Raw genomic sequence first — 16,773 nt, forward strand, 5'->3', positions numbered from 1 at the left:
AGGCTCCGACCGCTAGCGGACCGGCCCCTGCTCGTCCACATGAACCGTCGGTGCCCCGAGGAACACCTCGGCGCCGACCGGTCCGTAGGCGATGTTGAAGGTGTCCAGCCAGTACGACCAGTCCCGCAGGCCGACGGCGCTGCTGAAGCGGTAGTTGAGCCGCCACCGCACCCACTGCCCGGGCTCCAGCCGCACGCCCGGGCGCCGCCGCGGCCGGGGCGGCACCCCGAACATCGGCCCCACCCTCGGCAGCACCCGCAACCGCCCGTCCGCCTCACTGAGTTGGACGTCGACGCCTTTGAGGTTGTCGCCCTGCTGGTCGTGCGGCACGAAGTCGTCCCGCTCGTCCATCCGGACCGCGTGGACGAACGGCGCTTCGGCCCGCCCGACCGCGGACGGCGGCAACGCGAAGCCCACCGGAGCCGCGTTCCTCCGTGTCGCGGCCTCGCCGCCACGGGACCGCTTCGTCCATGACGTGCGTATCCACTGCACGGTGACGTCCATCCCCGGCCCTCCCCTCGTCGGACTCGTCGGACCCGTGGGGCCCGACAGGCCCGTCAGAACAACCCGTCCTGAACCCCCGGTGCCTCCTTGAACTCTCTCACCGGCACGGTGATTTCCGCCCCGTCGGCCGGGACGAGTTCCCACCCCGTCATCAGCCGGGTGTCCAGTACGACGGCTCCCCCGCGCTCCGTCTCCAGGTGCAGGTCGGGTCCGGCGGCCGCGAGGAGCCGCCCGCCCACCGACCCGCCCGCGACGAGCTCGCTCACCTCGCCCACGGCAATGGGCAGCCCGGCGAGCCCGAACACCTCGACGTGGTCGACCGGTTCGTACGGCGCGCGCTCCAGGGAGTCCGGCCAGCCGCCCAGTCCCCCCGCCCGCGCGTGCAGCTCGGCGAGCTCGGCGGCCCGCTCGCCGGCCGACGCCGGCAGGGCGGACCGTACGGCCCTCTTGGCGCCGTAGGGAATCCGGTCCGGCACCGAGAGCGCCGCCCGCAGCAGCTCCTCGGTGCGCCGCGCGGCCATGAGCGGACCGGTGCCGAGCCAGCTGAAGCAGACGGCGCCCTGCTCCAACAGGCGCGCGGAACCCCGCTCGTGCGCCGTGATGCCGACCTTGACCATGCCGGACCCGAACCACGCCAGATACACCCGGTACGGCCGGGGGTCGTCCGCGAGGGTGTCGGCGGCCACGGAGTGCGCCCGGTCCAGTCGCGCGCACTCCTCGCACCGCGCCCCGGTACTCCGCCCCGACACCGCGGCCCGCGTCGGACACGCGTGCCCCCGCGCTCCCACGCATGTCCGCACACCCCCCTCCGCCACCCCGAAGGCCACCCGCTTCCCCCAGGTCAGCGCACTGCGCCGGCCGCCCTCCCACCGCAGCACGGGGCCGTCCGCCGACCACGACAACCCCGAACACTTCCATCCCTGTGCCATCCCTCACGAGAGTAGGGGGCACCACTGACAACGCGGCCGCACGAGGGCGAGCCGCACCAGGGCCGCCGGGGCCGGGACCGGTTCAGCCCACCGAATCCGCGGAGACCGGTTCCGAGGTCTCCACGGCTCCTGCCTCCGTCACCGCGGCCCTCAGCTGGACCACCTCGGTCCGCGGGCCGCCCCGCCCCGCCATCCGGCACCCGACGCACCCCGGGTGCCCCTGCCGTGCGCCCGTGTCCCGCACCCGCATCCCCCACTGCTCGCGCGGCCGGCGCCCCGGTGGCTTGCCCCAGCCGGTCAGGTGCAGGGCCCAGGTGACGAGGGCGCTCCCCGCGGTGATCACGAGGCCGACGGCGATCAGCACACCGGACCCCAGGCAAACCCCCACCCCCAGCACGGACGTCCCCACGGTGGCGATGGCGACTCCGGTCCATCCCGCGACCGTGTGCCCCTCGTCATACTGATGTGCACTCACAGGACCTCCTCGACCCGTTCTCTCACCTCCTAAGAAATTTAGCGCAGAAACCTCTTACGTACTAAGAGAATTAGGAATCCGATGCACGCCGAGCCCCGCCCCACCGCCACTCCGGCCCAGGCACTGGAGGCGATGGACTTCTTCATCGCCACCGCCCACCTCGGCCAGCAGGAGATGGCCCAGCGGCTGGGCCTCAACGTCACCGACCTGCTGTGCTTCGCCTGCGTCCTGAAGGCCGGCGAGGACCTCCTCACCGCGGGCGACCTCGCCGAGCACGCCCATGTCACGACCGGCGCGGTCACCGGCATCCTCAACCGCCTCGAACGCGGCGGCTACGTCACGCGCGTGCCCGACCCCAACGACCGCCGCCGCGTCCGGGTCGCCGCGCTGCCCGACGCGGTGGCCAAGGTCGTCGCCCTCTACCAGCCGTACTACGACCGCCTCGACGCCCTCTTCGCGGGCTACTCCGCCGACGAGATCGCCGTACTCCACGACTGGTTCAGCCGGTCCACGAACCTCGCGCTCGCCTATATCGAGGAGCTGCGGGCGAAGGACGCGGGGGGTGGGTGACGGGGGCGAGTTCTGCCGGGGGCCAGTGCTGTCGGGGGCCAGTGCTGTGGGGGGCCAGTGCTGTGGGGGGCCAGTGCTGTGGGGGGCCAGTGCCGGGGTCACCCCACCCCGGGGGTGGAGCCAGCCCTACCTTCGGTCCGGTAGCACACTCCATCGTTTCGGCGAGCCCGCCACGGCATCGTTGATCGCGGCTGGTCCACCCGGGATCCAGCGGATCGACACGCCAGCGCCGAGCCGGAGGAAACCCCATGGAGCCGCAGACGGCCGACCGGACCACGTCCAAGTCCCCGTCCACGCCCGGCCCTCTCGCCTCCTTCATGCGCTTCGTCGTCTGCGGCGGCGGGATCGGCGTCCTCTCCAGCTTCGCCGTACCGCTGGTGGCACTGACCATGCCGTGGACGATGGCCAACGCGGTGGTCACCGTGGCCTCCACGCTCCTGTGCACCGAGCTGCACGCCCTGTTCACCTTCGGCACCGGCCGCCGTCCCGGGTGGCGCCGGCACCTCCAGTCCTCCGGCTCGGCGGCCGCCGCGTACGCCGTCACCTGCGGCGCGATGTTCCTCCTGCACGCAGTCCAGTCCTCGCCGGGCCTGCTCACGGAACAGGTGGTCTACCTGAGCGCCTCCGCCCTCGCCGGCATCGGCCGCTTCCTGGTCCTGCGCCTGTTCGTCTTCACCGGCACCCACAAGTCCCGGCTCCCGTCCGGGCCTGTTGTCACGCTGCCCCGCCCGACCCTGCCGCGAGCGGCGGTCAGCACGGCCTGCTGACCGGGCCCCGGCGCCCCCACCGCTTCCGGGTTCCTCGACAAGGTGAAGCGCAGCCCATGCGCAGCCGTTCAGCGTTCAGCCGCCTTGAAGACAAGACGCGGCGCCCCGAACCCCGCTGGCTCCTCGCCGAGTTCACGGACCGCTGCGCCGCCGGGATGCCGACGGCCACGATCGAAGAAGGGCAACGACAACCCCGCGAGGGAGGCTGGCAGCCCCCTGGGGGTACAGCTGGCCCCACCCCGAACCGGGCGGACGGCTCCATGTCGCGCCCCCGAGATCGGCGGCATCGTAGAAGCCATCAGCTCCCGGCCCCTCCGAAAGGAACTCCCATGAACCAGATCCTCTCCACGCCGCCGGTCAAGACCTCCCCCGAGAGCGAACTGGCCCCGCTCCTCACCGCCTGGGACCAGGCCCACCCCACCACGGCAGACCCCGACTGGCGCCACCTGCTGGACGAACTCGCCCACCCCCGCACCACCCAGGCCTTCCACGGCCTGGCCACGAGCACCGCATGAGGTCATGCCACACCCGCACCGAGCAGACAGCCAAGAACGACGCCGAACGACACGACAAAGCCCCCTCCGGGATGATCCCGAGGGGGCTTTGATCTGCTGTGCACTCGGCAGGATTCGAACCTGCAACCTTCTGATCCGTAGTCAGATGCTCTATCCGTTAAGCTACGAGTGCTTGTTCTGTTTTCTCGCCGTTTCTTGCCCTTCCGGGCCGCTCGCGGCGACAGGAAGAACATTACATGACTGCCGCTCGCATGTGAAATCCGTTTGCCATACCCATTGTGACCTGTGCAAACGTACATCTGAGCGAGATCGAGAACGGCCGGGAACGACGAAGCCCCGGTCGCTCGGACCGGGGCTTCGGTGATCTTGCGCGGAGGCGGAGGGATTTGAACCCTCGATGGGATTTAAGTCCCAAACCGCATTAGCAGTGTGTTGCCTCCCGTCCGACGAGGACGGGGGGCAACCCCTCAAGACTGGATCACGCAGCTCAGGGACGGTGGGGCACCGAACCCCATCGGGTCCCTTCCGAGCCCCTCCCTGCCTCTTGGTGCCATCGCCGTGCCATCAGGTCGTGCCCGCTTCGCCGCCGGCCGCCGGTCCGTCCGACTCTCCCGCCAGCACGATGCGGCGAACTTGTTGGCGCGTGTACCCCGTCACCTCGCAGATGTCCTTCTGCGCAAGGCCGTCGGCGTCCGCCCGCCTGATCGCTGCCGCCAGCTCCTGCCGCAGGATCTCGGCCCGCGTCTCTGCCTCTCTGAAGCGCTGCGCCATCTGCCCCAGCGATCGCTTATCCATGGCACATAGTGTTCCATCCGTCGTCATGGAACATGATGTTACGCAAACTCGGGGGGAACGCCTAGGTCTAAGTGCTTGACGAGGGAACACGATGTTCCCTAGAGTGGAGTCGTTGGCAGGGAAACCAGCCGACAACGCAAGCGGCCCCCGGAAGGTGCGGGAACACCAACCGAGGGCCTGACGGACTACCTGCTACCAACAGGAGACCGCTGTGGCTCATCTTGCCAGTAGCTGCGAGCGCCGCGCCAAGCGCCGCTCGGCCCGCACGATCCTTCGACAGCGCACCGCCGCGACCCGCCTGGTCGCCTCGGTCAAGCGCCGCCCCCGCTCCCTCGCCACGGTCGCCATCGCGGCCGGCGTCGACCGCGACACCGCCTCCGGGATCGCCTCCGGCCTCCGGTCGGTCGCCAAGCGGATCGGTGTCACCCCGGCGCAGACGGCCCGTACCCGCCGCACCGTGAACGGTGGCCGTGCCCGCAAGACCCGCACGGTCTTCCGCTACACGCTCCGCCAGGTCGCCCGCCTCCTAGCCGCCTACCGGCCCCGGAAGCAGGAGTTCAAGGCCGCCGTCCTCGCGATGACCGTCCTCGTCGGCGTCTGAACGACCCCCAGACCACCGTTCCACCGGCCCCGCACACGCGGCGGCCCCGGCAGGAGGTGCAACTCCTGCCGGGGCCTGTGGCCGATCCCCTGCACACACAGGAGAAGGACCATGCAGGACACCGTAGCCATCCCCGCAACGTTCATCGAGCCGCAGCCGGCCTCCGACGAGGACCGCACCCTCACCTACCCGCTGCGGGCCGGGGGGTCGCTCGTCCACACCTGCCCCGACTGGTGCGCCGACGACCACGCCCGCGAGATCGAGCACGGCCTGAACGACCCCGCCGACCTCCAGCACCTGGGCGCACCGATCGCCCTCAGCTTCGACGACGTCGATGGCGAGCGGGAGACGATCCTCGCGGCCCGCCTCGTGCAGTGGCCGTTCGCCGCCGACGGCGACAGTCAGCCCTACGTCGACCTCACGCCCGAGGCGAGCACCGCGGAAAGCCTGATGTGCCGCGATCGGTTCGAGCTGGACAACGAGATCCGGCGAGTCCGCGCCCACCTGCGGCGGTTGATCGAGATGGGGGATCGGCTGGCGCAGGCGCAGGCCGACGACCACGCTCGCCGCAGCCCTGGCAGCCGCGAGCCGTGGCTGTCGCTGACCCGCACCGACCTGCTGTCCATGCCGATCGCCTACCTGGTGAAGGTGTTCGGCATCACCGCGGTTGAGACCGAGGAGATCGGCCGCCCCGGAGTGCTCGCCCTGTTCGGGGAGCCGGGGGCGATGGAGCTGCGGGTGCTGCCGGATGTCCCGCAGCACCTGCGGGAGGACGAGACGCGTCGGTGCCTGCTCAACCGGTTCGACCGTCAGGCCGTCCGCAATGCGACCGAGGCGGGTGCCTGATGCCGCGCCGTAACAGCAACGTGGCCACGCCCCGCCACCTGGCCGAGGCCGCCACCGAGGGCATCGGCTGGGGAATCCTCGGCCTCCCCTCCGCCCTGCCGCGCAAGCCGGTCACCCGGCGGGCCCACCGCAACGCCGCACGGCGGTGGACGGCATGAGCGAGCGCGAAGCGCTGGAGCTGGTCCGGGGTCTCCTCACGGAGGCCCCGGGCCGGCCGGCCAAGTCCACCACCCGCCGCCTCGTCGCGGCCGGCGTCATCCGCCGCACCCCGGAACAGACCCTCACCGTGCGTGTCACCCAGGCCGGCGTCACCGGCAGCATCCGCAAGGCGGGTGCCCGATGAACCAGCAGCCCACCCCGCACGCCTGGGACGCCGACGACAACAAGCCCGTCATCCCGAAGATCCCCGGCCCGCGTGCCCCGCACGCCGCCGAGCCCAGCGAGCTCGCCGCCGCCATCCTCGTCGGACGGCACGTGCTCGACCACTACGGCACCGTCGACAGCGGCAACATCTTCGACTACACCCAGGCCCACGGCGGCCTCGCCGAAGCCCTCCGCGTCCTCCTCCGCGCCCTCGACGCCGAGCCGGACGAGGACGAGAAGGCCCGCCGCTTTGTCGACAGGCACTTCCCCGAGGTGGCCGCGTTCCTCGCCTCCGAGCGAGGTGACAACGCATGAGCGTCCTCGACCTGCCCGTGTACGGGCCCACCGATCCTCACGGTGACGAGGAGCACGAGCCGGACGTGATCGTGCGCGTCGACTTCCTGATGTCGCGCGAGCAGCTGGTGACGGCGCTCGGGATCGCCTGGGCGGAGATCGCAGGCGACCGCCACCCGGAGTCGCTGACCGTGGCGGAGGTGCGGCACGAGGTCGAGGCGTGGCTGTCCGTGCAGGCGTTCTTCGCCCTCGCCGACCAGATGGAGCGGGACCAGGCCCGCGAGTTCCCGCCCGAGCAGCAGCGCGTCATGCAGGTGCTCGCCGCCGCCATCGACGAGGCGTACCCGCCGGCTTCCACATTTGTGGAACTGCGCGTGCAGCGGCCCCGCTACGGGGACGGCACGGTCACCCTCGACACCGTGGACCGTGGCGAGGTCACCGTCGACGAACCCGCCTGGTGCACCGGCCACGACGGCGAGACCGTCGGTCACTTCACGGACATCACGCACAACGGGCCGGAGACCACCGCCCCGGTCGTGACCGCCAAGTACGGGCCGTCGCAGATCCTGACCATGCACGTCAGTCACGCCCCGCACCTGACGGAACATCCGGAGCCGTTCCCGCTCCTGTACGTCGAGCTCGACGGTCACGGAGACCTCGACCCTGCCGACGGGCACAGTCTCGCCCGAGCGCTGCGCCTCGCCGCCACCCGCGTCGACCGCGCCGCCGACGAGCTCGACCGGATCCGCAGGGGGATGTCGTGAGCATCGACTTCCCGGCCCGGTTCGACGGCGTCGACGCCGACCGCCTGTTCGCCCTGGAGTACCCGGACGGAATGGACGGCCGGTCCGACTGCGACGCCCCGCAGGAGTACGTCGAGCAGCTGCTCGTCGCCCTCGCGGACTGGCGGGCCCGCCTCCTCGACGGCACCCGCGACGACGCCGACGCCTACCGGGCCGCGCTCGACGCGGTCCGCGAGGCATGGCTCCAGTACAGCTTCCGCTGGGTCGGCGGCCCCGACCTGCCCTGCACGTTCGACCTCCCGCGAGGGGCGATCGCATGAACACGACGGCACCGCGTCCCACCGAACGCGCCGCAGCCAAGGGCGCCAACTCCTACCGGCAGCAGCTCCCGCCCACGGCCAACCTGCTCACCGGCAAGCTGATCGCCACCCTGGTCGGCGACCGGCACGGACTCCAGTTGTTCACCTGCGCCCTCGACCGGGCCACCGGCCTCGCGAGGTGGGAGCAGTGACCGCGCAGCCGATCGACAGGCCGTTCATCTTCGAGTGGACCGGTCGTGACGCCGACGCCCTGCGGATCACTCTGCGCCTGACCCAGGACCAGATGGCCGAACAGATGGGGTGCGCTTCGCGCACGGTCGCCCGCTGGCGCGAGGTGAAGAACTCCCGGATCTCCACGCCGATTCAGGAGGCGCTGGACGCCCTGTACGAGCAGCTCACCGAGAAGCAGGTGCGCCGCTTCCTGCACGCCCTCCAGCACTGCGCGCAGCCCCGAGAGGCGGCCTCCCCGGTCGTGATGGCCGCCGAGATGACGCTCATGCAGGCCCGCATCAACGAACTCCAGCAGCAGTTGCATGCGAAGGAGCAGCAGTCATGACCCTGATGGAACTGGAGCAGCTCATCGACGTGCCGGCTGTGTCGGCGCCCGGTCAGCACTGCCTGGTGGACCCCTACGACGAGCCGTATGCCGTCATCGGTCTGCGCGTCGTCGTCTCCCGTGACCACGTCGCGGCGGCCGTCGACATGGCCGTGTACAAGCACTACGGCGACGGCCGCAGTGCCGACAGCCTGACGATCGACGAGATCCGCTGGCACACGGCGGCCCTGGTCCTCTCCGAGGACGCGCTGGGTCTCCAGCGGGCCGGGGAGGCGATGGCGGCGCTGGCCGTCGAGGACTTCCACGAGGACGTCACCCGTGAGCACATCCGCGCCTGCTACCGGGCCGCTGATCGGGCCTACCCCCGGCTCGGCTGATCTCCCGGCCCGTGCCCGCCTCCTACCGGGCACGGGCCACCTTCTCTCGCACCAACTACGCCCCGGAGGTGGGCGCATGAACCCCGTACTGAACTGGGTGGAAAGCCACCCCGCAGCCGCAGTCGGCGGTGTGGTCCTGCTGCTGGCCGCGCTGCTCCTGCCGATGCTGCGCAACCGCCGACCCCGCAACCGCCGTACCCCGGCCGCTGTCGTCGTCGCCGCGGCCGGCGCCCTCGTCTGTACCGCATACAGCGGTGACACCAGCTGGGGATTCGCCCGGGACCGCCTCGGCATGACCGCCGTCGAGGAACGATCCGTGATGTTCCTCGCCGCCGAGCTCGCCCTGTTCGCCTGCGCCCTGATGGCACGGCAGAACCTGCGCACCCTCGGCACGCCCGGCACCCCCGGCGCCCTGGTGTGGCTCATCACCGGCGTGCAGGTCATTCCCGCCTACGCCGAGTCGGGCCTGGTCGGCGGAACCGTGCGGGCCATCGTCGGCCCCGTGATGGCTGCCCTGCTGTGGCATCTCGCCATGGGCATCGAGTTGCGCCACGGATCCGGTGACGGCTCGAACTCGCTGCCCGCACTGATTGGCAGGGAGCTACGGGAGCGACTGCTGTCGCGGCTCGGTCTCGCCGTCCGCGACCGCAGCGCCGAGCAGATCACCCGGGACCGGGCCACCGCCCGCGCCGTGCAGCTCGCCGCCCGCCCGCACCTGCGCCGCTGGGGGCGTGCCCGCCTGGCCGCCGCGGTCGCCCGTTCCGGGGTCGGTATCGACGACGGGCAGCGCGAGGTGATGATGCAGCAGCTCGCCGCCCGCCGCGGCGCCATGACGTTGCAGACGGTCACCCTGCCATCCCCGTTCGAGCCCGCCCCGGCCGCCATCGAGGCCGCCCCCCAGGATCCGCCGGCGCTCCCCCCGGCCAAGCCCCGCCTGGTCATTCCGGAGGCCGCCGCGGTCAGCCCGTGGGCGGACAAGTTCCCCGCCCTCACTGCCACCGAGCCGACCGACCTGACGACCAACGCCGTACCCGCCGAGCAGGGCCGCCAGGTGGTCACCGAGCCGATCATCCTCACCCCGTCCGACCTGCGCCGGGAAGGCCGCAGGCTCAACCGGGAGGCGGTCAGGTCGACGAGCCGGCCGGTGACCATCAAGACGCTTCAGGACGAGCTAGGCCTGTCGCGTCGAGAAGCGACTGATCTGCGCCGTGAGGTTGTCGGGGGCGAGCGGTCATGAAGTGGCTTCTCCTCGGCGCCCTGCTCGCCCTGCTCCTGACCATCCCGGGGGCGCTCCCGCTGGCCGTGGCCGCGGTCGCCGCCGTGGCGACCCATCCTCTGTTCGTCGCGTTCGTCCTCGGTGCCGTAGCCCGCCCGCACCTGACCCGGAGGTGGGCCCGATGAGCAACGTCCCCGAGCCGTACAAGCCCTACGCCACCCCGCCGGTCGAGGGCGTGCCCGCGCACCACCGGCCGCCGAATGTGTTCTACGACGAGCAGGGCCGCCCCGTGCACTTCACGATCGGGCAGCCGCCGGCGCCGCTCGTGGTGCAGGCCCCGGTACAGCAGGGCATGGAGCCGGCCCTGTTCCGGCTGATCGTGATCACGTTCCTGATCCTGGCGGTGGTCGTCGTCTGCACGGCCTGCGTGTGCGCGGTCGTCGTCCTGATGGGCGGCACGTTGATGGGGATCATCGGCGCCGTCGGCCAGAACCTCACGATGCTCACCTTCAGCCTGGTCGGCGCGATCGTCGCCGCCGGATGGGCCGCATCCAAGATCCGCCCCGCCACCCGAACCGAGCGCGGCCGTAAGCGCCGCTGACCAGGAGGAACTTGATGAACCAACAGCAGCTCCTCACCGAAGCCCTCGACGCCGCCCGCCAGTCCAAGGCGCTCGCCAAACGGATCGAGGACGCCGCCCACAACGGCGACAGCATGCGGGAGATCCCGCGCTACGCCGCAGCCGCCACCGGGTGGGCGGACACCGCCCGCGCCTTCGCCGCCATCGCCGCCGCCCTGCCCGAGAAGGAGGCCTGACCATGGCCAAGGACATCAGCTTCCGCGACTTCACCCTCGGCGAGAAGGCCCGCATCGCCGGCCTGGTCGTCCGCATGGGGAAGCGCGGTATCGCCGACAACGGCACCGGAAACGTCGACCTCAGCGACCTGCAGAAGCGCGTCGAGCACATCGAGAAGACCGCCGAGCGTCGCAAGAACAGCAAGTAGCTGCGCCCCGGGGCGGCCGTCCTTCCGCCAAGTCGTCCGACCGCCCCGGGCCTCCCATCCCTCCGCAAAGAGACGGAACCCCAGCATGACCGACACCACGAATCGGCCGCCTGTCGAGGCCGACAAGGCACCCGAACCGGTGTCCCTCGCCAAGCCCGAACAGCCCGCCGAACAGGCAGAACACACCCCGCGACGCCTCCGCATCGGAGCGCTGCGCGAGGTCGTCGTCGAGACCCGCCGGCACACCGCGTACCGCACCCTCGTCCGCCACAGCTCCTACACGTGGGGCGGCGCCCGCGTCCTGACCCGCCGCGCCTGGGAGTCCCGTACCGCATCCCTGCACCAGCGGATGATCAGGATTGCCGAGGCGTCGGGGAACGAGGAACTCGTCCGGCAGTGGGAACAGCGGGCGCACGTCTACCGGTTCGCCCGCCACCGCCGCCGTACCGAGCTGTTGCAGATGGCCATCAACGCGCCGCGCGCCCTGCTGTCCGGTGTAATCACCGGGGCGGGCCTGCTGCTCGTGCTGGGCATCATGCTGGCCTGGTATCAGCACGACGTTCACCAGGTGCTCGCCCCGATCAATGCGGCCGTCGAGTTCGTCGGCTGGATTGCTTTTCTCGCCGCCGTGATCTTCAAGCCGCTGCTGTACTCCCTGCCCATCCTCGCCCTGCTCGGCGTCTGGTCCGTTGGCCGCAACCAGCGCACCGCCCCCACCTGGGCCCTGCCCCTCGACGGCGACGAGCGGGACGTTGTGCCTGATGAGAACGCCATCATGCGGGCCCTGGGCAAGTTGGGCATTGCCCCGCTCAATGCGGCCCTCAAGGAGGGCTGGAAGCCGCGTTGGGTGCAGCCGTCGACCCGGTCAGGGAACGGCTGGCATGCGCAGCTGCAGCTGCCCGAAGGCGTGCCCGTCGAGATGATCGCCGACAAGAAGCAGATCCTCGCGCACAACCTGATGCGCAAGCCGATCGAGGTGTGGCCGACCGAGCCGCGCGACCAGGCCGGTGTCCTCGACCTGTGGGTCGCCGACCCCGGCGTCCTCACCAAGGCGGTACCGCCTTGGCCGCTCCTCACTGAGGGCACCACCGACTTCTTCAAGGGCGTGCCCGTCGCGCTCAACGCCCGCAGCGAGCAGGTCATCGGCCGGCTGATGGCCTCCAACTACCTGATCGCCGGAATCATGGGCTCGGGCAAGTCGTCGCTAGTCGTCTCCCTGCTGCTCGGTGCGATGCTCGATCCGCTGGTCGAGATCGACGTGCACGTCCTGGCCTTCAACTCCGACTACGACCCGATGCGGCCCCGCCTGCGGAGCCTGGTCAAGGGCGACGACGCCGAGCATGTGGTTGCGGCCATGGACACGCTGCGCGCTCTGGCCGCCGAGGTGTCCCGCCGCGGGCAGGAGTTGGAGCGCATCGGCACGGACACCAAGGTCACCCGTGAGATGGCCGAGCGTGACCCGTCGATGCGCCCCCGGATCGTCGTGTTCGACGAGGTCCACGAGCTGTTCACCCACAAGGACCACGGCAAGGAAGCCAAGGAACTCGCGCTGAAGGTCACCAAGAAGGCCCGGAAGACCGCCATCACGCTGCTGTGGATCACCCCGGACGCTGATGCAGCGAGCCTGCCGCGCGGGATCTCCAAGACCGTGTCCCACCGGGTCGCGTTCGCCATCAACGACCATCAGGGCAACGACGCGATCCTCGGTACCGGCATGCACAAGAACGGCTACTCGGCGACGACGCTGGTTGCGGGTGAGGACCAGGGCACCGCGATGGCGGCCGGTTTCGGGAAGACACCCGGGCTGATCCGCGCGTACTACGTGCGGAAGGAGGCAGGCATCGACGAGGTGACGCCGGTCGTCGAGCGGGCGATGGCGCTTCGCGAGGGCACCAGTCCGATGGACACGCCCACGTTCACGCCGGTTGACCACCTCACCGACGTCGCGGCCGTCCTCGGGCACGAGCCGAAGATGCTCACGCAGGACGTTCTGCGCGGGCTGCAAGACCTCAACCCGACCGAGTACAACGACTGGACGTTCCGGAACCTCAGGGGCGTCCTCGACGATGCCGGGCACGGCGAATACAAGACCAACGGCGGGCGCCAGCACGTCAGCCGGGACCGCATCTTGGAGGCCATCGCCGGCCGCGAGGATGACGATCCCGACGAGGGAGGCATCGAGGACTGAGGGAGTTCTCCCTACCTGCCTCCCCACCCCGCCTCCCTGTACATGACCTGCATAAATGGCCAGTCAGGGAGGCCGGGGAGGCACGGTTTCGCCCTCGCCGAAACCCCTGGAAACGGCTCCTGTGCCTCCCCCCTCGTTCCTCCCTCCCCTCCTACGGAAGGACACCGTGACCGCCATCTTCGAGACCCCGGCGGAGACGCTCGGCGAGCACATCGCCCGCCTCGCCGCCATCGAATCCGAAGCCGACACCGTGCAGCTGTGGCAGCCCATGCTGATACCGGGCCTGCTCCAGACCCACGCCTACGCCGCCGCATCCATTCACGCCCTCGCCCCGGCCCTGCCGCTCGACGTCGTCGACCACCGCGCCGACCTCCGGCAGCAGCGCATCGACCACCTCGGCCGGCCCGGCGCCCGCAGCATCACCGCCATCATCGACGAGGCGGCCCTGTATCGGCCTGTGGGCGGCTACGCCACGCTCGCCGCCCAACTGGAGCACCTGCTCGCCGTCGAGGCACTCCAGCCGTCCCTGACGATCCGTGTGCTGCCTCAGGGCAGCGAAGCCCACCCGGGCCTGGCGGGGGCGTTCACCCTGTACCGGGCGGCCGGGAAGCGTGCCGTGTTCGTCGAGGCCCTGACCGAGTCCGTCATCCGCACCCGCCCCGAGGACGTCGCCGCCTACTCTTCCGCCTGGGACCGGCTCCTCGGCCTGGCTTTGTCCGCCCGGGAGTCGGTGGCCCTGATCGATGGAACGAGAGGAACCCTGTGCCGCAGGAGCAACTGATCTGGAAGACCTCGACGTACACGGACAGCGGCACGTGCGTCGAGTGGGCGCGGCCCGCCTCCGGTGTCCTCGTCCGCGACACCAAGGACCGGCAGCGGGGTCGTGTGCAGCTGTCCGGCGACAGTTGGCGGACTTTCGTCGTTTGGGTGCAGCAGGCACCGTAGGCGCCCTGGTGTAGCCGCCGCCCCCTCGTCACGATGGCCTCGGTCATTCGCTGACGAGGGGGTTCGTGCATGGACGACGTAGTAGTTCCGTACCGGCCGTTCGAGTGCATGTTGACGGGCTTCGTAAACGACACTGCCGTAGACCTCGCCCGCTTCTACAAGGACGGGCATGTGGCCCACCCGGGAGACCCGTTCGGGGAAGTCTTTGCCTGGCTGTGGGACTACCAGCGCAGCACGGCCGTCTCCTCGTTCGCTCAGCTGATGGCGACGGCGAAGGACAACACGCCAGACGGCACCAAGCTGACGATGGAGGAACTGATTCGGGGGTTGCGGTTCGCCTTGCACCGGACCCGGCTGTCAGATGCCGGAGAGTTCGACGCCGTGGAACGCACGCTCCGGAAGGAGCTGCCCGCCCGCTTCGGCGGCCGGACCGACCTGTGACAGCCGCCGCCATGGCCGTCATCGTCGACGAGGGGCGTCTCCTACTGATCCGCCGCGCGGCGGCAGAGGGTGACCTTCTGTGGGCGCTTCCGGGTGGCATCGTCGAGCCGGGCGAGACCGCCCGACAGGCGGCTGTGCGGGAAGCCTTCGAGGAGACCGGCCTCACTGTGGAAGCCGTCCGGCAGCTCGGGGAGCGGGTACACCCAGACACCGGGCGCCGCATCGCCTACGTGGCGTGCACGCCCCTCACGGGCACGGCGCACGCAGCCTCACCCCGGGAGGTCGCCGCCGTCGCCTGGGTGCCGCCCGCCGAGATCCTGCAGTACGTGCCGCGCGGGCTGTACCCGCCCGTGCAGACCTACTTGGAGCAGTAGTAGTGAAGGGCCCCCGCCCGGTCGTCATGGCCAGGCGGGGGCCCTTTTTCGTTTCAGCGGCGCTGCGCCGCCACCGCACCCGTGTACGTCTCGCGGGTCAGATCCCCGGGGGCGATGCCCAGCTCGGCGAGCACCGCCCGGATGTCTTCGAGGGCCGCAGGCACCTCGTCCTCGTCGACGAGGGTCTCGACTTCCAGGAAGGTGCCGTCGATCTCGGGGACACGGACCAGGGTGGCGAGCATCTGCCGGCCGCGCGCGGTGAAGTCGTAGTTGCGGCACCGCTTCTGGAAGGCGATGACCGGCACGTAGCCGAGGCCCTGGAAGATGGTGTGCGCGGCCTCCGAGTCGGCGACCTGCGTCTCGTGCTCAGGCTTCGACCCGGACTCCTCGTCGACCGCCGCATCCTTGTACGTGAGCAACGTGCGCAGCCCATCGGGCCCGTGCACGGTGCGCACCCTCAACTCCTGGTCCGCTTTCTCCAGCGACCCGTCCGGCCGGTCGTAGTAGGTGTCCTGATAGACCTCGACACGTGCCGCCGCCCGCTCGTCCAGCTGCCGCATCACGGCCTCCGGCACGTGCACTCTGGCCTTCAGCTCGGCCTCGATCACGGCCGTCTCCCCTCTCCGTCAGACGGTGCGCACAGCCCCGTCGATGACCGCCTCGAACATCCGCCGGAACCCGCGGTACAGCGGACCGTGCGGGGTTTCCATCACCTTGTACGTGGCCGACTCGTGCCCCTCCCACCCCGAGTCGAACGCCCCGACGAACATCGTGGAGTCCGTGCGGATCAGCCGCCAGGTGGGCAGCATTCCGTACCGCCATACCCCGATGTCGCAGGAATCGGCCAGCTCCCGCAGCCGCGCCTCGGCGAGCAGCACCCCGGACGCGAGAGACTCGGCGGACTCGCCGATCTCGGCCGCCCGGCGCCCCAGGGCGTCGCTGTCGGGGTCGAGGAGAGCGACCCGGACCCGAAGCCCTTTGCCGCCCTGGTCGCGCGGCAGACAGGCGCGCAGCAGGCTGTCATTGAGCCCGATCAGGCCGAGGCCGCGCACAGCGAGTACGTCCAACTCCTCGGCTTCGCGGGCCTGCTGCTGAATCTCCTCGGCCGCCGAGTTCTGCGCCGCGTACACGCGGACCACCTCAGGGAACGCGGTGAGGTCGAAGGCGGCACCGCCGGAGCGCTTCTCCCGGCTCGCGGCCAGGCCGAGCAGATGCCGGGCATCGTCCGGCATGTGGAGGCCATCGGCGATCCGCTCGTACACGTCGAGGCGGGACACTTCCCGGCGGCCGTTGATGATCTCGTTGACGCGGGCCTGCGTCATCCCGGCCGCGGAAGCGATGCGGGCCTGGCTCGCGCCGGCGTACTGCTGCACATGCCGGAACACGGCGCCCATGTCCCGGGCTCTGAGGGCCTGGCGGACCTCGGCGCGCTCCCATGCCCAGTCGGGCAGTTCGATCGGCTGCAGCGCGGTCCCCATGATTCGGCCCCCGGTATCGCGAACGGGATGGAAAGCCATCTCACAGTGAGATTACCGGTGGGGGATCGAACCGACACCATCCGTCACATGACGCTGGTCAGATCGTGCAAACCCCGGCGGCCGCGCTAACGGCCCCGGGCGTGACCGACTGGTTGGAGTCGATATGTCGGAGAATACGCAGACCGCCCCCGCCACCAACACCCCTTCCGGGTACGGCTGGTGTGCCTGGCATCAGAACTACGCGCGGGGCGTGCGCCTCGTACAGGTCATCGAGCAGGGCAGCAACGGGAACGGCAGCCTGTTCGCCTGCCGCCCGTGCCGCGACGTGTACGACCTGGTCCCGCTCGCCGACCAGCCGTGAACGACACGGACAAGACACCCGAGTGCAGCCTCGGGGAGCACCTGATGTGTGCGGGCCCGCGAGTCATCCGCCGGACCGGCGCCCCGTCGTGGGAGGCGCCGGTCATGACGA

The 16,773-nt window shown here is 70.6% G+C and carries 30 protein-coding genes and 1 tRNA gene; 24 read left to right on the forward strand and 7 right to left on the reverse strand.

The window, feature by feature from the left end:
* Nucleotides 1-12: 12 nt before the first annotated feature.
* The 3 genes from H293_RS0108940 to H293_RS0108950 form a co-directional block, all read right to left on the reverse strand.
* Nucleotides 13-504 (reverse strand): hypothetical protein, encoded by a 492-nt coding sequence (locus tag H293_RS0108940; RefSeq protein WP_020117529.1) that lies wholly within the window; start codon nt 502-504, stop codon nt 13-15.
* 53 nt (nt 505-557) lie between these two features.
* The gene (locus H293_RS0108945; protein WP_078612547.1) at nt 558-1,433 is read right to left on the reverse strand and encodes a DUF2797 domain-containing protein; all 876 of its coding nucleotides are present in this window, start codon (nt 1,431-1,433) and stop codon (nt 558-560) included.
* An 82-nt stretch (nt 1,434-1,515) separates the two neighbouring features.
* Entirely contained in the window at nt 1,516-1,908 is a 393-nt protein-coding gene (locus tag H293_RS0108950; protein ID WP_020117531.1) for an HGxxPAAW family protein, read from the reverse strand.
* Nucleotides 1,909-1,989: 81 nt separating this feature from the next.
* Between H293_RS0108950 and H293_RS0108955 the strand changes: the two genes are divergently transcribed.
* From H293_RS0108955 to H293_RS0108965, 3 genes are all read left to right on the forward strand, one after another.
* On the forward strand, nt 1,990-2,478 hold the full coding sequence (locus tag H293_RS0108955; protein ID WP_020117532.1) for a MarR family winged helix-turn-helix transcriptional regulator: 489 nt from the start codon (nt 1,990-1,992) through the stop codon (nt 2,476-2,478).
* A gap of 248 nt (nt 2,479-2,726) precedes the next feature.
* A complete protein-coding gene (locus H293_RS0108960) occupies nt 2,727-3,245 on the forward strand; it encodes a GtrA family protein (RefSeq protein WP_020117533.1) in 519 nt (172 codons plus the stop codon).
* A gap of 329 nt (nt 3,246-3,574) precedes the next feature.
* Nucleotides 3,575-3,760 carry a hypothetical protein gene (locus tag H293_RS0108965; RefSeq protein ID WP_020117534.1) on the forward strand — a complete coding sequence of 62 codons (186 nt, stop codon included), beginning with the start codon at nt 3,575-3,577 and terminating at the stop codon, nt 3,758-3,760.
* 99 nt (nt 3,761-3,859) lie between these two features.
* Here H293_RS0108965 and H293_RS0108970 read toward each other — a convergent pair.
* A tRNA-Arg gene (locus H293_RS0108970) sits at nt 3,860-3,932 on the reverse strand.
* Between the two features lie 392 nt (nt 3,933-4,324).
* A complete protein-coding gene (locus H293_RS0108975) occupies nt 4,325-4,555 on the reverse strand; it encodes a hypothetical protein (protein WP_020117535.1) in 231 nt (76 codons plus the stop codon).
* Nucleotides 4,556-4,766: 211 nt separating this feature from the next.
* Here H293_RS0108975 and H293_RS0108980 point away from each other — a divergent pair, with 211 nt between their 5' ends.
* The 20 genes from H293_RS0108980 to H293_RS0109075 all read left to right on the forward strand — a co-directional run bounded on the left by H293_RS0108980 (nt 4,767) and on the right by H293_RS0109075 (nt 14,823).
* Nucleotides 4,767-5,156: a hypothetical protein gene (locus tag H293_RS0108980; protein WP_020117536.1), complete on the forward strand. Its 390-nt coding sequence runs from the start codon at nt 4,767-4,769 to the stop codon at nt 5,154-5,156.
* 111 nt (nt 5,157-5,267) lie between these two features.
* Entirely contained in the window at nt 5,268-6,002 is a 735-nt protein-coding gene (locus H293_RS0108985; RefSeq protein WP_020117537.1) for a DUF6907 domain-containing protein, read from the forward strand.
* On the forward strand, nt 6,002-6,160 hold the full coding sequence (locus H293_RS58385; RefSeq protein ID WP_020117538.1) for a hypothetical protein: 159 nt from the start codon (nt 6,002-6,004) through the stop codon (nt 6,158-6,160). Before H293_RS0108985 ends, H293_RS58385 begins: the two co-directional genes overlap by 1 nt.
* Nucleotides 6,157-6,345, forward strand: a complete 189-nt coding sequence (locus tag H293_RS0108995; protein ID WP_020117539.1) for a hypothetical protein — start codon at nt 6,157-6,159, stop codon at nt 6,343-6,345. The genes H293_RS58385 and H293_RS0108995 overlap by 4 nt, the downstream gene beginning before the upstream one ends.
* A complete protein-coding gene (locus tag H293_RS53700) occupies nt 6,342-6,680 on the forward strand; it encodes a hypothetical protein (protein ID WP_020117540.1) in 339 nt (112 codons plus the stop codon). Before H293_RS0108995 ends, H293_RS53700 begins: the two co-directional genes overlap by 4 nt.
* Nucleotides 6,677-7,423 carry a DUF6907 domain-containing protein gene (locus tag H293_RS0109005; protein WP_020117541.1) on the forward strand — a complete coding sequence of 249 codons (747 nt, stop codon included), beginning with the start codon at nt 6,677-6,679 and terminating at the stop codon, nt 7,421-7,423. Before H293_RS53700 ends, H293_RS0109005 begins: the two co-directional genes overlap by 4 nt.
* On the forward strand, nt 7,420-7,722 hold the full coding sequence (locus H293_RS0109010) for a hypothetical protein (protein ID WP_020117542.1): 303 nt from the start codon (nt 7,420-7,422) through the stop codon (nt 7,720-7,722). The genes H293_RS0109005 and H293_RS0109010 overlap by 4 nt, the downstream gene beginning before the upstream one ends.
* Nucleotides 7,719-7,913, forward strand: coding sequence for a hypothetical protein (locus H293_RS0109015; RefSeq protein WP_020117543.1), 195 nt, complete (start codon nt 7,719-7,721; stop codon nt 7,911-7,913). Before H293_RS0109010 ends, H293_RS0109015 begins: the two co-directional genes overlap by 4 nt.
* Nucleotides 7,910-8,278: a hypothetical protein gene (locus tag H293_RS49260; RefSeq protein ID WP_020117544.1), complete on the forward strand. Its 369-nt coding sequence runs from the start codon at nt 7,910-7,912 to the stop codon at nt 8,276-8,278. The genes H293_RS0109015 and H293_RS49260 overlap by 4 nt, the downstream gene beginning before the upstream one ends.
* Nucleotides 8,275-8,655, forward strand: coding sequence for a hypothetical protein (locus H293_RS0109025; RefSeq protein WP_020117545.1), 381 nt, complete (start codon nt 8,275-8,277; stop codon nt 8,653-8,655). Before H293_RS49260 ends, H293_RS0109025 begins: the two co-directional genes overlap by 4 nt.
* Before the next feature lie 76 nt (nt 8,656-8,731).
* Nucleotides 8,732-9,892 (forward strand): hypothetical protein, encoded by a 1,161-nt coding sequence (locus H293_RS0109030; RefSeq protein WP_028807685.1) that lies wholly within the window; start codon nt 8,732-8,734, stop codon nt 9,890-9,892.
* Entirely contained in the window at nt 9,889-10,056 is a 168-nt protein-coding gene (locus H293_RS59125) for a hypothetical protein (protein WP_020117546.1), read from the forward strand. The genes H293_RS0109030 and H293_RS59125 overlap by 4 nt, the downstream gene beginning before the upstream one ends.
* On the forward strand, nt 10,053-10,472 hold the full coding sequence (locus H293_RS58390; protein WP_020117547.1) for a hypothetical protein: 420 nt from the start codon (nt 10,053-10,055) through the stop codon (nt 10,470-10,472). Before H293_RS59125 ends, H293_RS58390 begins: the two co-directional genes overlap by 4 nt.
* A 14-nt stretch (nt 10,473-10,486) precedes the next feature.
* Nucleotides 10,487-10,687, forward strand: coding sequence for a hypothetical protein (locus H293_RS0109045; protein ID WP_020117548.1), 201 nt, complete (start codon nt 10,487-10,489; stop codon nt 10,685-10,687).
* A 2-nt stretch (nt 10,688-10,689) separates the two neighbouring features.
* On the forward strand, nt 10,690-10,875 hold the full coding sequence (locus H293_RS0109050; RefSeq protein ID WP_020117549.1) for a DUF6257 family protein: 186 nt from the start codon (nt 10,690-10,692) through the stop codon (nt 10,873-10,875).
* Between the two features lie 85 nt (nt 10,876-10,960).
* A complete protein-coding gene (locus H293_RS0109055; RefSeq protein ID WP_020117550.1) occupies nt 10,961-13,063 on the forward strand; it encodes an FtsK/SpoIIIE domain-containing protein in 2,103 nt (700 codons plus the stop codon).
* Nucleotides 13,064-13,229: 166 nt separating this feature from the next.
* The gene (locus H293_RS0109060) at nt 13,230-13,844 is read left to right on the forward strand and encodes a DUF5753 domain-containing protein (protein WP_020117551.1); all 615 of its coding nucleotides are present in this window, start codon (nt 13,230-13,232) and stop codon (nt 13,842-13,844) included.
* The gene (locus tag H293_RS0109065; protein ID WP_020117552.1) at nt 13,826-14,008 is read left to right on the forward strand and encodes a DUF397 domain-containing protein; all 183 of its coding nucleotides are present in this window, start codon (nt 13,826-13,828) and stop codon (nt 14,006-14,008) included. Before H293_RS0109060 ends, H293_RS0109065 begins: the two co-directional genes overlap by 19 nt.
* A 69-nt stretch (nt 14,009-14,077) precedes the next feature.
* Nucleotides 14,078-14,449 (forward strand): hypothetical protein, encoded by a 372-nt coding sequence (locus H293_RS0109070; RefSeq protein WP_020117553.1) that lies wholly within the window; start codon nt 14,078-14,080, stop codon nt 14,447-14,449.
* 11 nt (nt 14,450-14,460) lie between these two features.
* Nucleotides 14,461-14,823, forward strand: coding sequence for an NUDIX hydrolase (locus H293_RS0109075; RefSeq protein WP_051138076.1), 363 nt, complete (start codon nt 14,461-14,463; stop codon nt 14,821-14,823).
* A gap of 53 nt (nt 14,824-14,876) precedes the next feature.
* Here the strand turns inward: H293_RS0109075 and cyaB are convergent, their stop codons facing one another.
* Together cyaB and H293_RS0109085 are read right to left on the reverse strand one after the other, a co-directional pair.
* Nucleotides 14,877-15,431: a class IV adenylate cyclase gene (cyaB, locus tag H293_RS0109080; RefSeq protein WP_020117555.1), complete on the reverse strand. Its 555-nt coding sequence runs from the start codon at nt 15,429-15,431 to the stop codon at nt 14,877-14,879.
* 18 nt (nt 15,432-15,449) lie between these two features.
* Nucleotides 15,450-16,301: a helix-turn-helix domain-containing protein gene (locus H293_RS0109085; protein ID WP_020117556.1), complete on the reverse strand. Its 852-nt coding sequence runs from the start codon at nt 16,299-16,301 to the stop codon at nt 15,450-15,452.
* Nucleotides 16,302-16,464: 163 nt separating this feature from the next.
* Between H293_RS0109085 and H293_RS0109090 the strand changes: the two genes are divergently transcribed.
* On the forward strand, nt 16,465-16,662 hold the full coding sequence (locus tag H293_RS0109090; protein WP_020117557.1) for a hypothetical protein: 198 nt from the start codon (nt 16,465-16,467) through the stop codon (nt 16,660-16,662).
* Nucleotides 16,663-16,773: the final 111 nt, after the last annotated feature.

This window comes from Streptomyces canus 299MFChir4.1, from assembly GCF_000383615.1.
Lineage (GTDB): Bacteria > Actinomycetota > Actinomycetes > Streptomycetales > Streptomycetaceae > Streptomyces > Streptomyces canus_C.

What these genes read in the sequence shown, in the direction of transcription:
- H293_RS53700 (WP_020117540.1), top strand. Translation starts at nt 6,342, where the DNA reads ATGAACCAGCAGCCCACCCCGCACGCCTGGGACGCCGACGACAACAAG.
- H293_RS58385 (WP_020117538.1), top strand. Translation starts at nt 6,002, where the DNA reads ATGCCGCGCCGTAACAGCAACGTGGCCACGCCCCGCCACCTGGCCGAG.
- H293_RS0109025 (WP_020117545.1), top strand. Translation starts at nt 8,275, where the DNA reads ATGACCCTGATGGAACTGGAGCAGCTCATCGACGTGCCGGCTGTGTCG.
- H293_RS0109015 (WP_020117543.1), top strand. Translation starts at nt 7,719, where the DNA reads ATGAACACGACGGCACCGCGTCCCACCGAACGCGCCGCAGCCAAGGGC.
- H293_RS0108985 (WP_020117537.1), top strand. Translation starts at nt 5,268, where the DNA reads ATGCAGGACACCGTAGCCATCCCCGCAACGTTCATCGAGCCGCAGCCG.
- H293_RS0108955 (WP_020117532.1), top strand. Translation starts at nt 1,990, where the DNA reads ATGCACGCCGAGCCCCGCCCCACCGCCACTCCGGCCCAGGCACTGGAG.
- H293_RS0109055 (WP_020117550.1), top strand. Translation starts at nt 10,961, where the DNA reads ATGACCGACACCACGAATCGGCCGCCTGTCGAGGCCGACAAGGCACCC.
- H293_RS0109070 (WP_020117553.1), top strand. Translation starts at nt 14,078, where the DNA reads ATGGACGACGTAGTAGTTCCGTACCGGCCGTTCGAGTGCATGTTGACG.
- H293_RS59125 (WP_020117546.1), top strand. Translation starts at nt 9,889, where the DNA reads ATGAAGTGGCTTCTCCTCGGCGCCCTGCTCGCCCTGCTCCTGACCATC.
- H293_RS0109090 (WP_020117557.1), top strand. Translation starts at nt 16,465, where the DNA reads ATGTCGGAGAATACGCAGACCGCCCCCGCCACCAACACCCCTTCCGGG.
- H293_RS0108975 (WP_020117535.1), bottom strand. Translation starts at nt 4,555, where the DNA reads ATGGATAAGCGATCGCTGGGGCAGATGGCGCAGCGCTTCAGAGAGGCA.
- H293_RS58390 (WP_020117547.1), top strand. Translation starts at nt 10,053, where the DNA reads ATGAGCAACGTCCCCGAGCCGTACAAGCCCTACGCCACCCCGCCGGTC.
- H293_RS0108995 (WP_020117539.1), top strand. Translation starts at nt 6,157, where the DNA reads ATGAGCGAGCGCGAAGCGCTGGAGCTGGTCCGGGGTCTCCTCACGGAG.
- H293_RS0108945 (WP_078612547.1), bottom strand. Translation starts at nt 1,433, where the DNA reads ATGGCACAGGGATGGAAGTGTTCGGGGTTGTCGTGGTCGGCGGACGGC.
- H293_RS0108940 (WP_020117529.1), bottom strand. Translation starts at nt 504, where the DNA reads ATGGACGTCACCGTGCAGTGGATACGCACGTCATGGACGAAGCGGTCC.
- H293_RS0109030 (WP_028807685.1), top strand. Translation starts at nt 8,732, where the DNA reads ATGAACCCCGTACTGAACTGGGTGGAAAGCCACCCCGCAGCCGCAGTC.
- H293_RS0109085 (WP_020117556.1), bottom strand. Translation starts at nt 16,301, where the DNA reads ATGGGGACCGCGCTGCAGCCGATCGAACTGCCCGACTGGGCATGGGAG.
- H293_RS0109075 (WP_051138076.1), top strand. Translation starts at nt 14,461, where the DNA reads ATGGCCGTCATCGTCGACGAGGGGCGTCTCCTACTGATCCGCCGCGCG.
- H293_RS0108965 (WP_020117534.1), top strand. Translation starts at nt 3,575, where the DNA reads ATGAACCAGATCCTCTCCACGCCGCCGGTCAAGACCTCCCCCGAGAGC.
- H293_RS0109045 (WP_020117548.1), top strand. Translation starts at nt 10,487, where the DNA reads ATGAACCAACAGCAGCTCCTCACCGAAGCCCTCGACGCCGCCCGCCAG.
- H293_RS0109005 (WP_020117541.1), top strand. Translation starts at nt 6,677, where the DNA reads ATGAGCGTCCTCGACCTGCCCGTGTACGGGCCCACCGATCCTCACGGT.
- H293_RS0108960 (WP_020117533.1), top strand. Translation starts at nt 2,727, where the DNA reads ATGGAGCCGCAGACGGCCGACCGGACCACGTCCAAGTCCCCGTCCACG.
- H293_RS0109050 (WP_020117549.1), top strand. Translation starts at nt 10,690, where the DNA reads ATGGCCAAGGACATCAGCTTCCGCGACTTCACCCTCGGCGAGAAGGCC.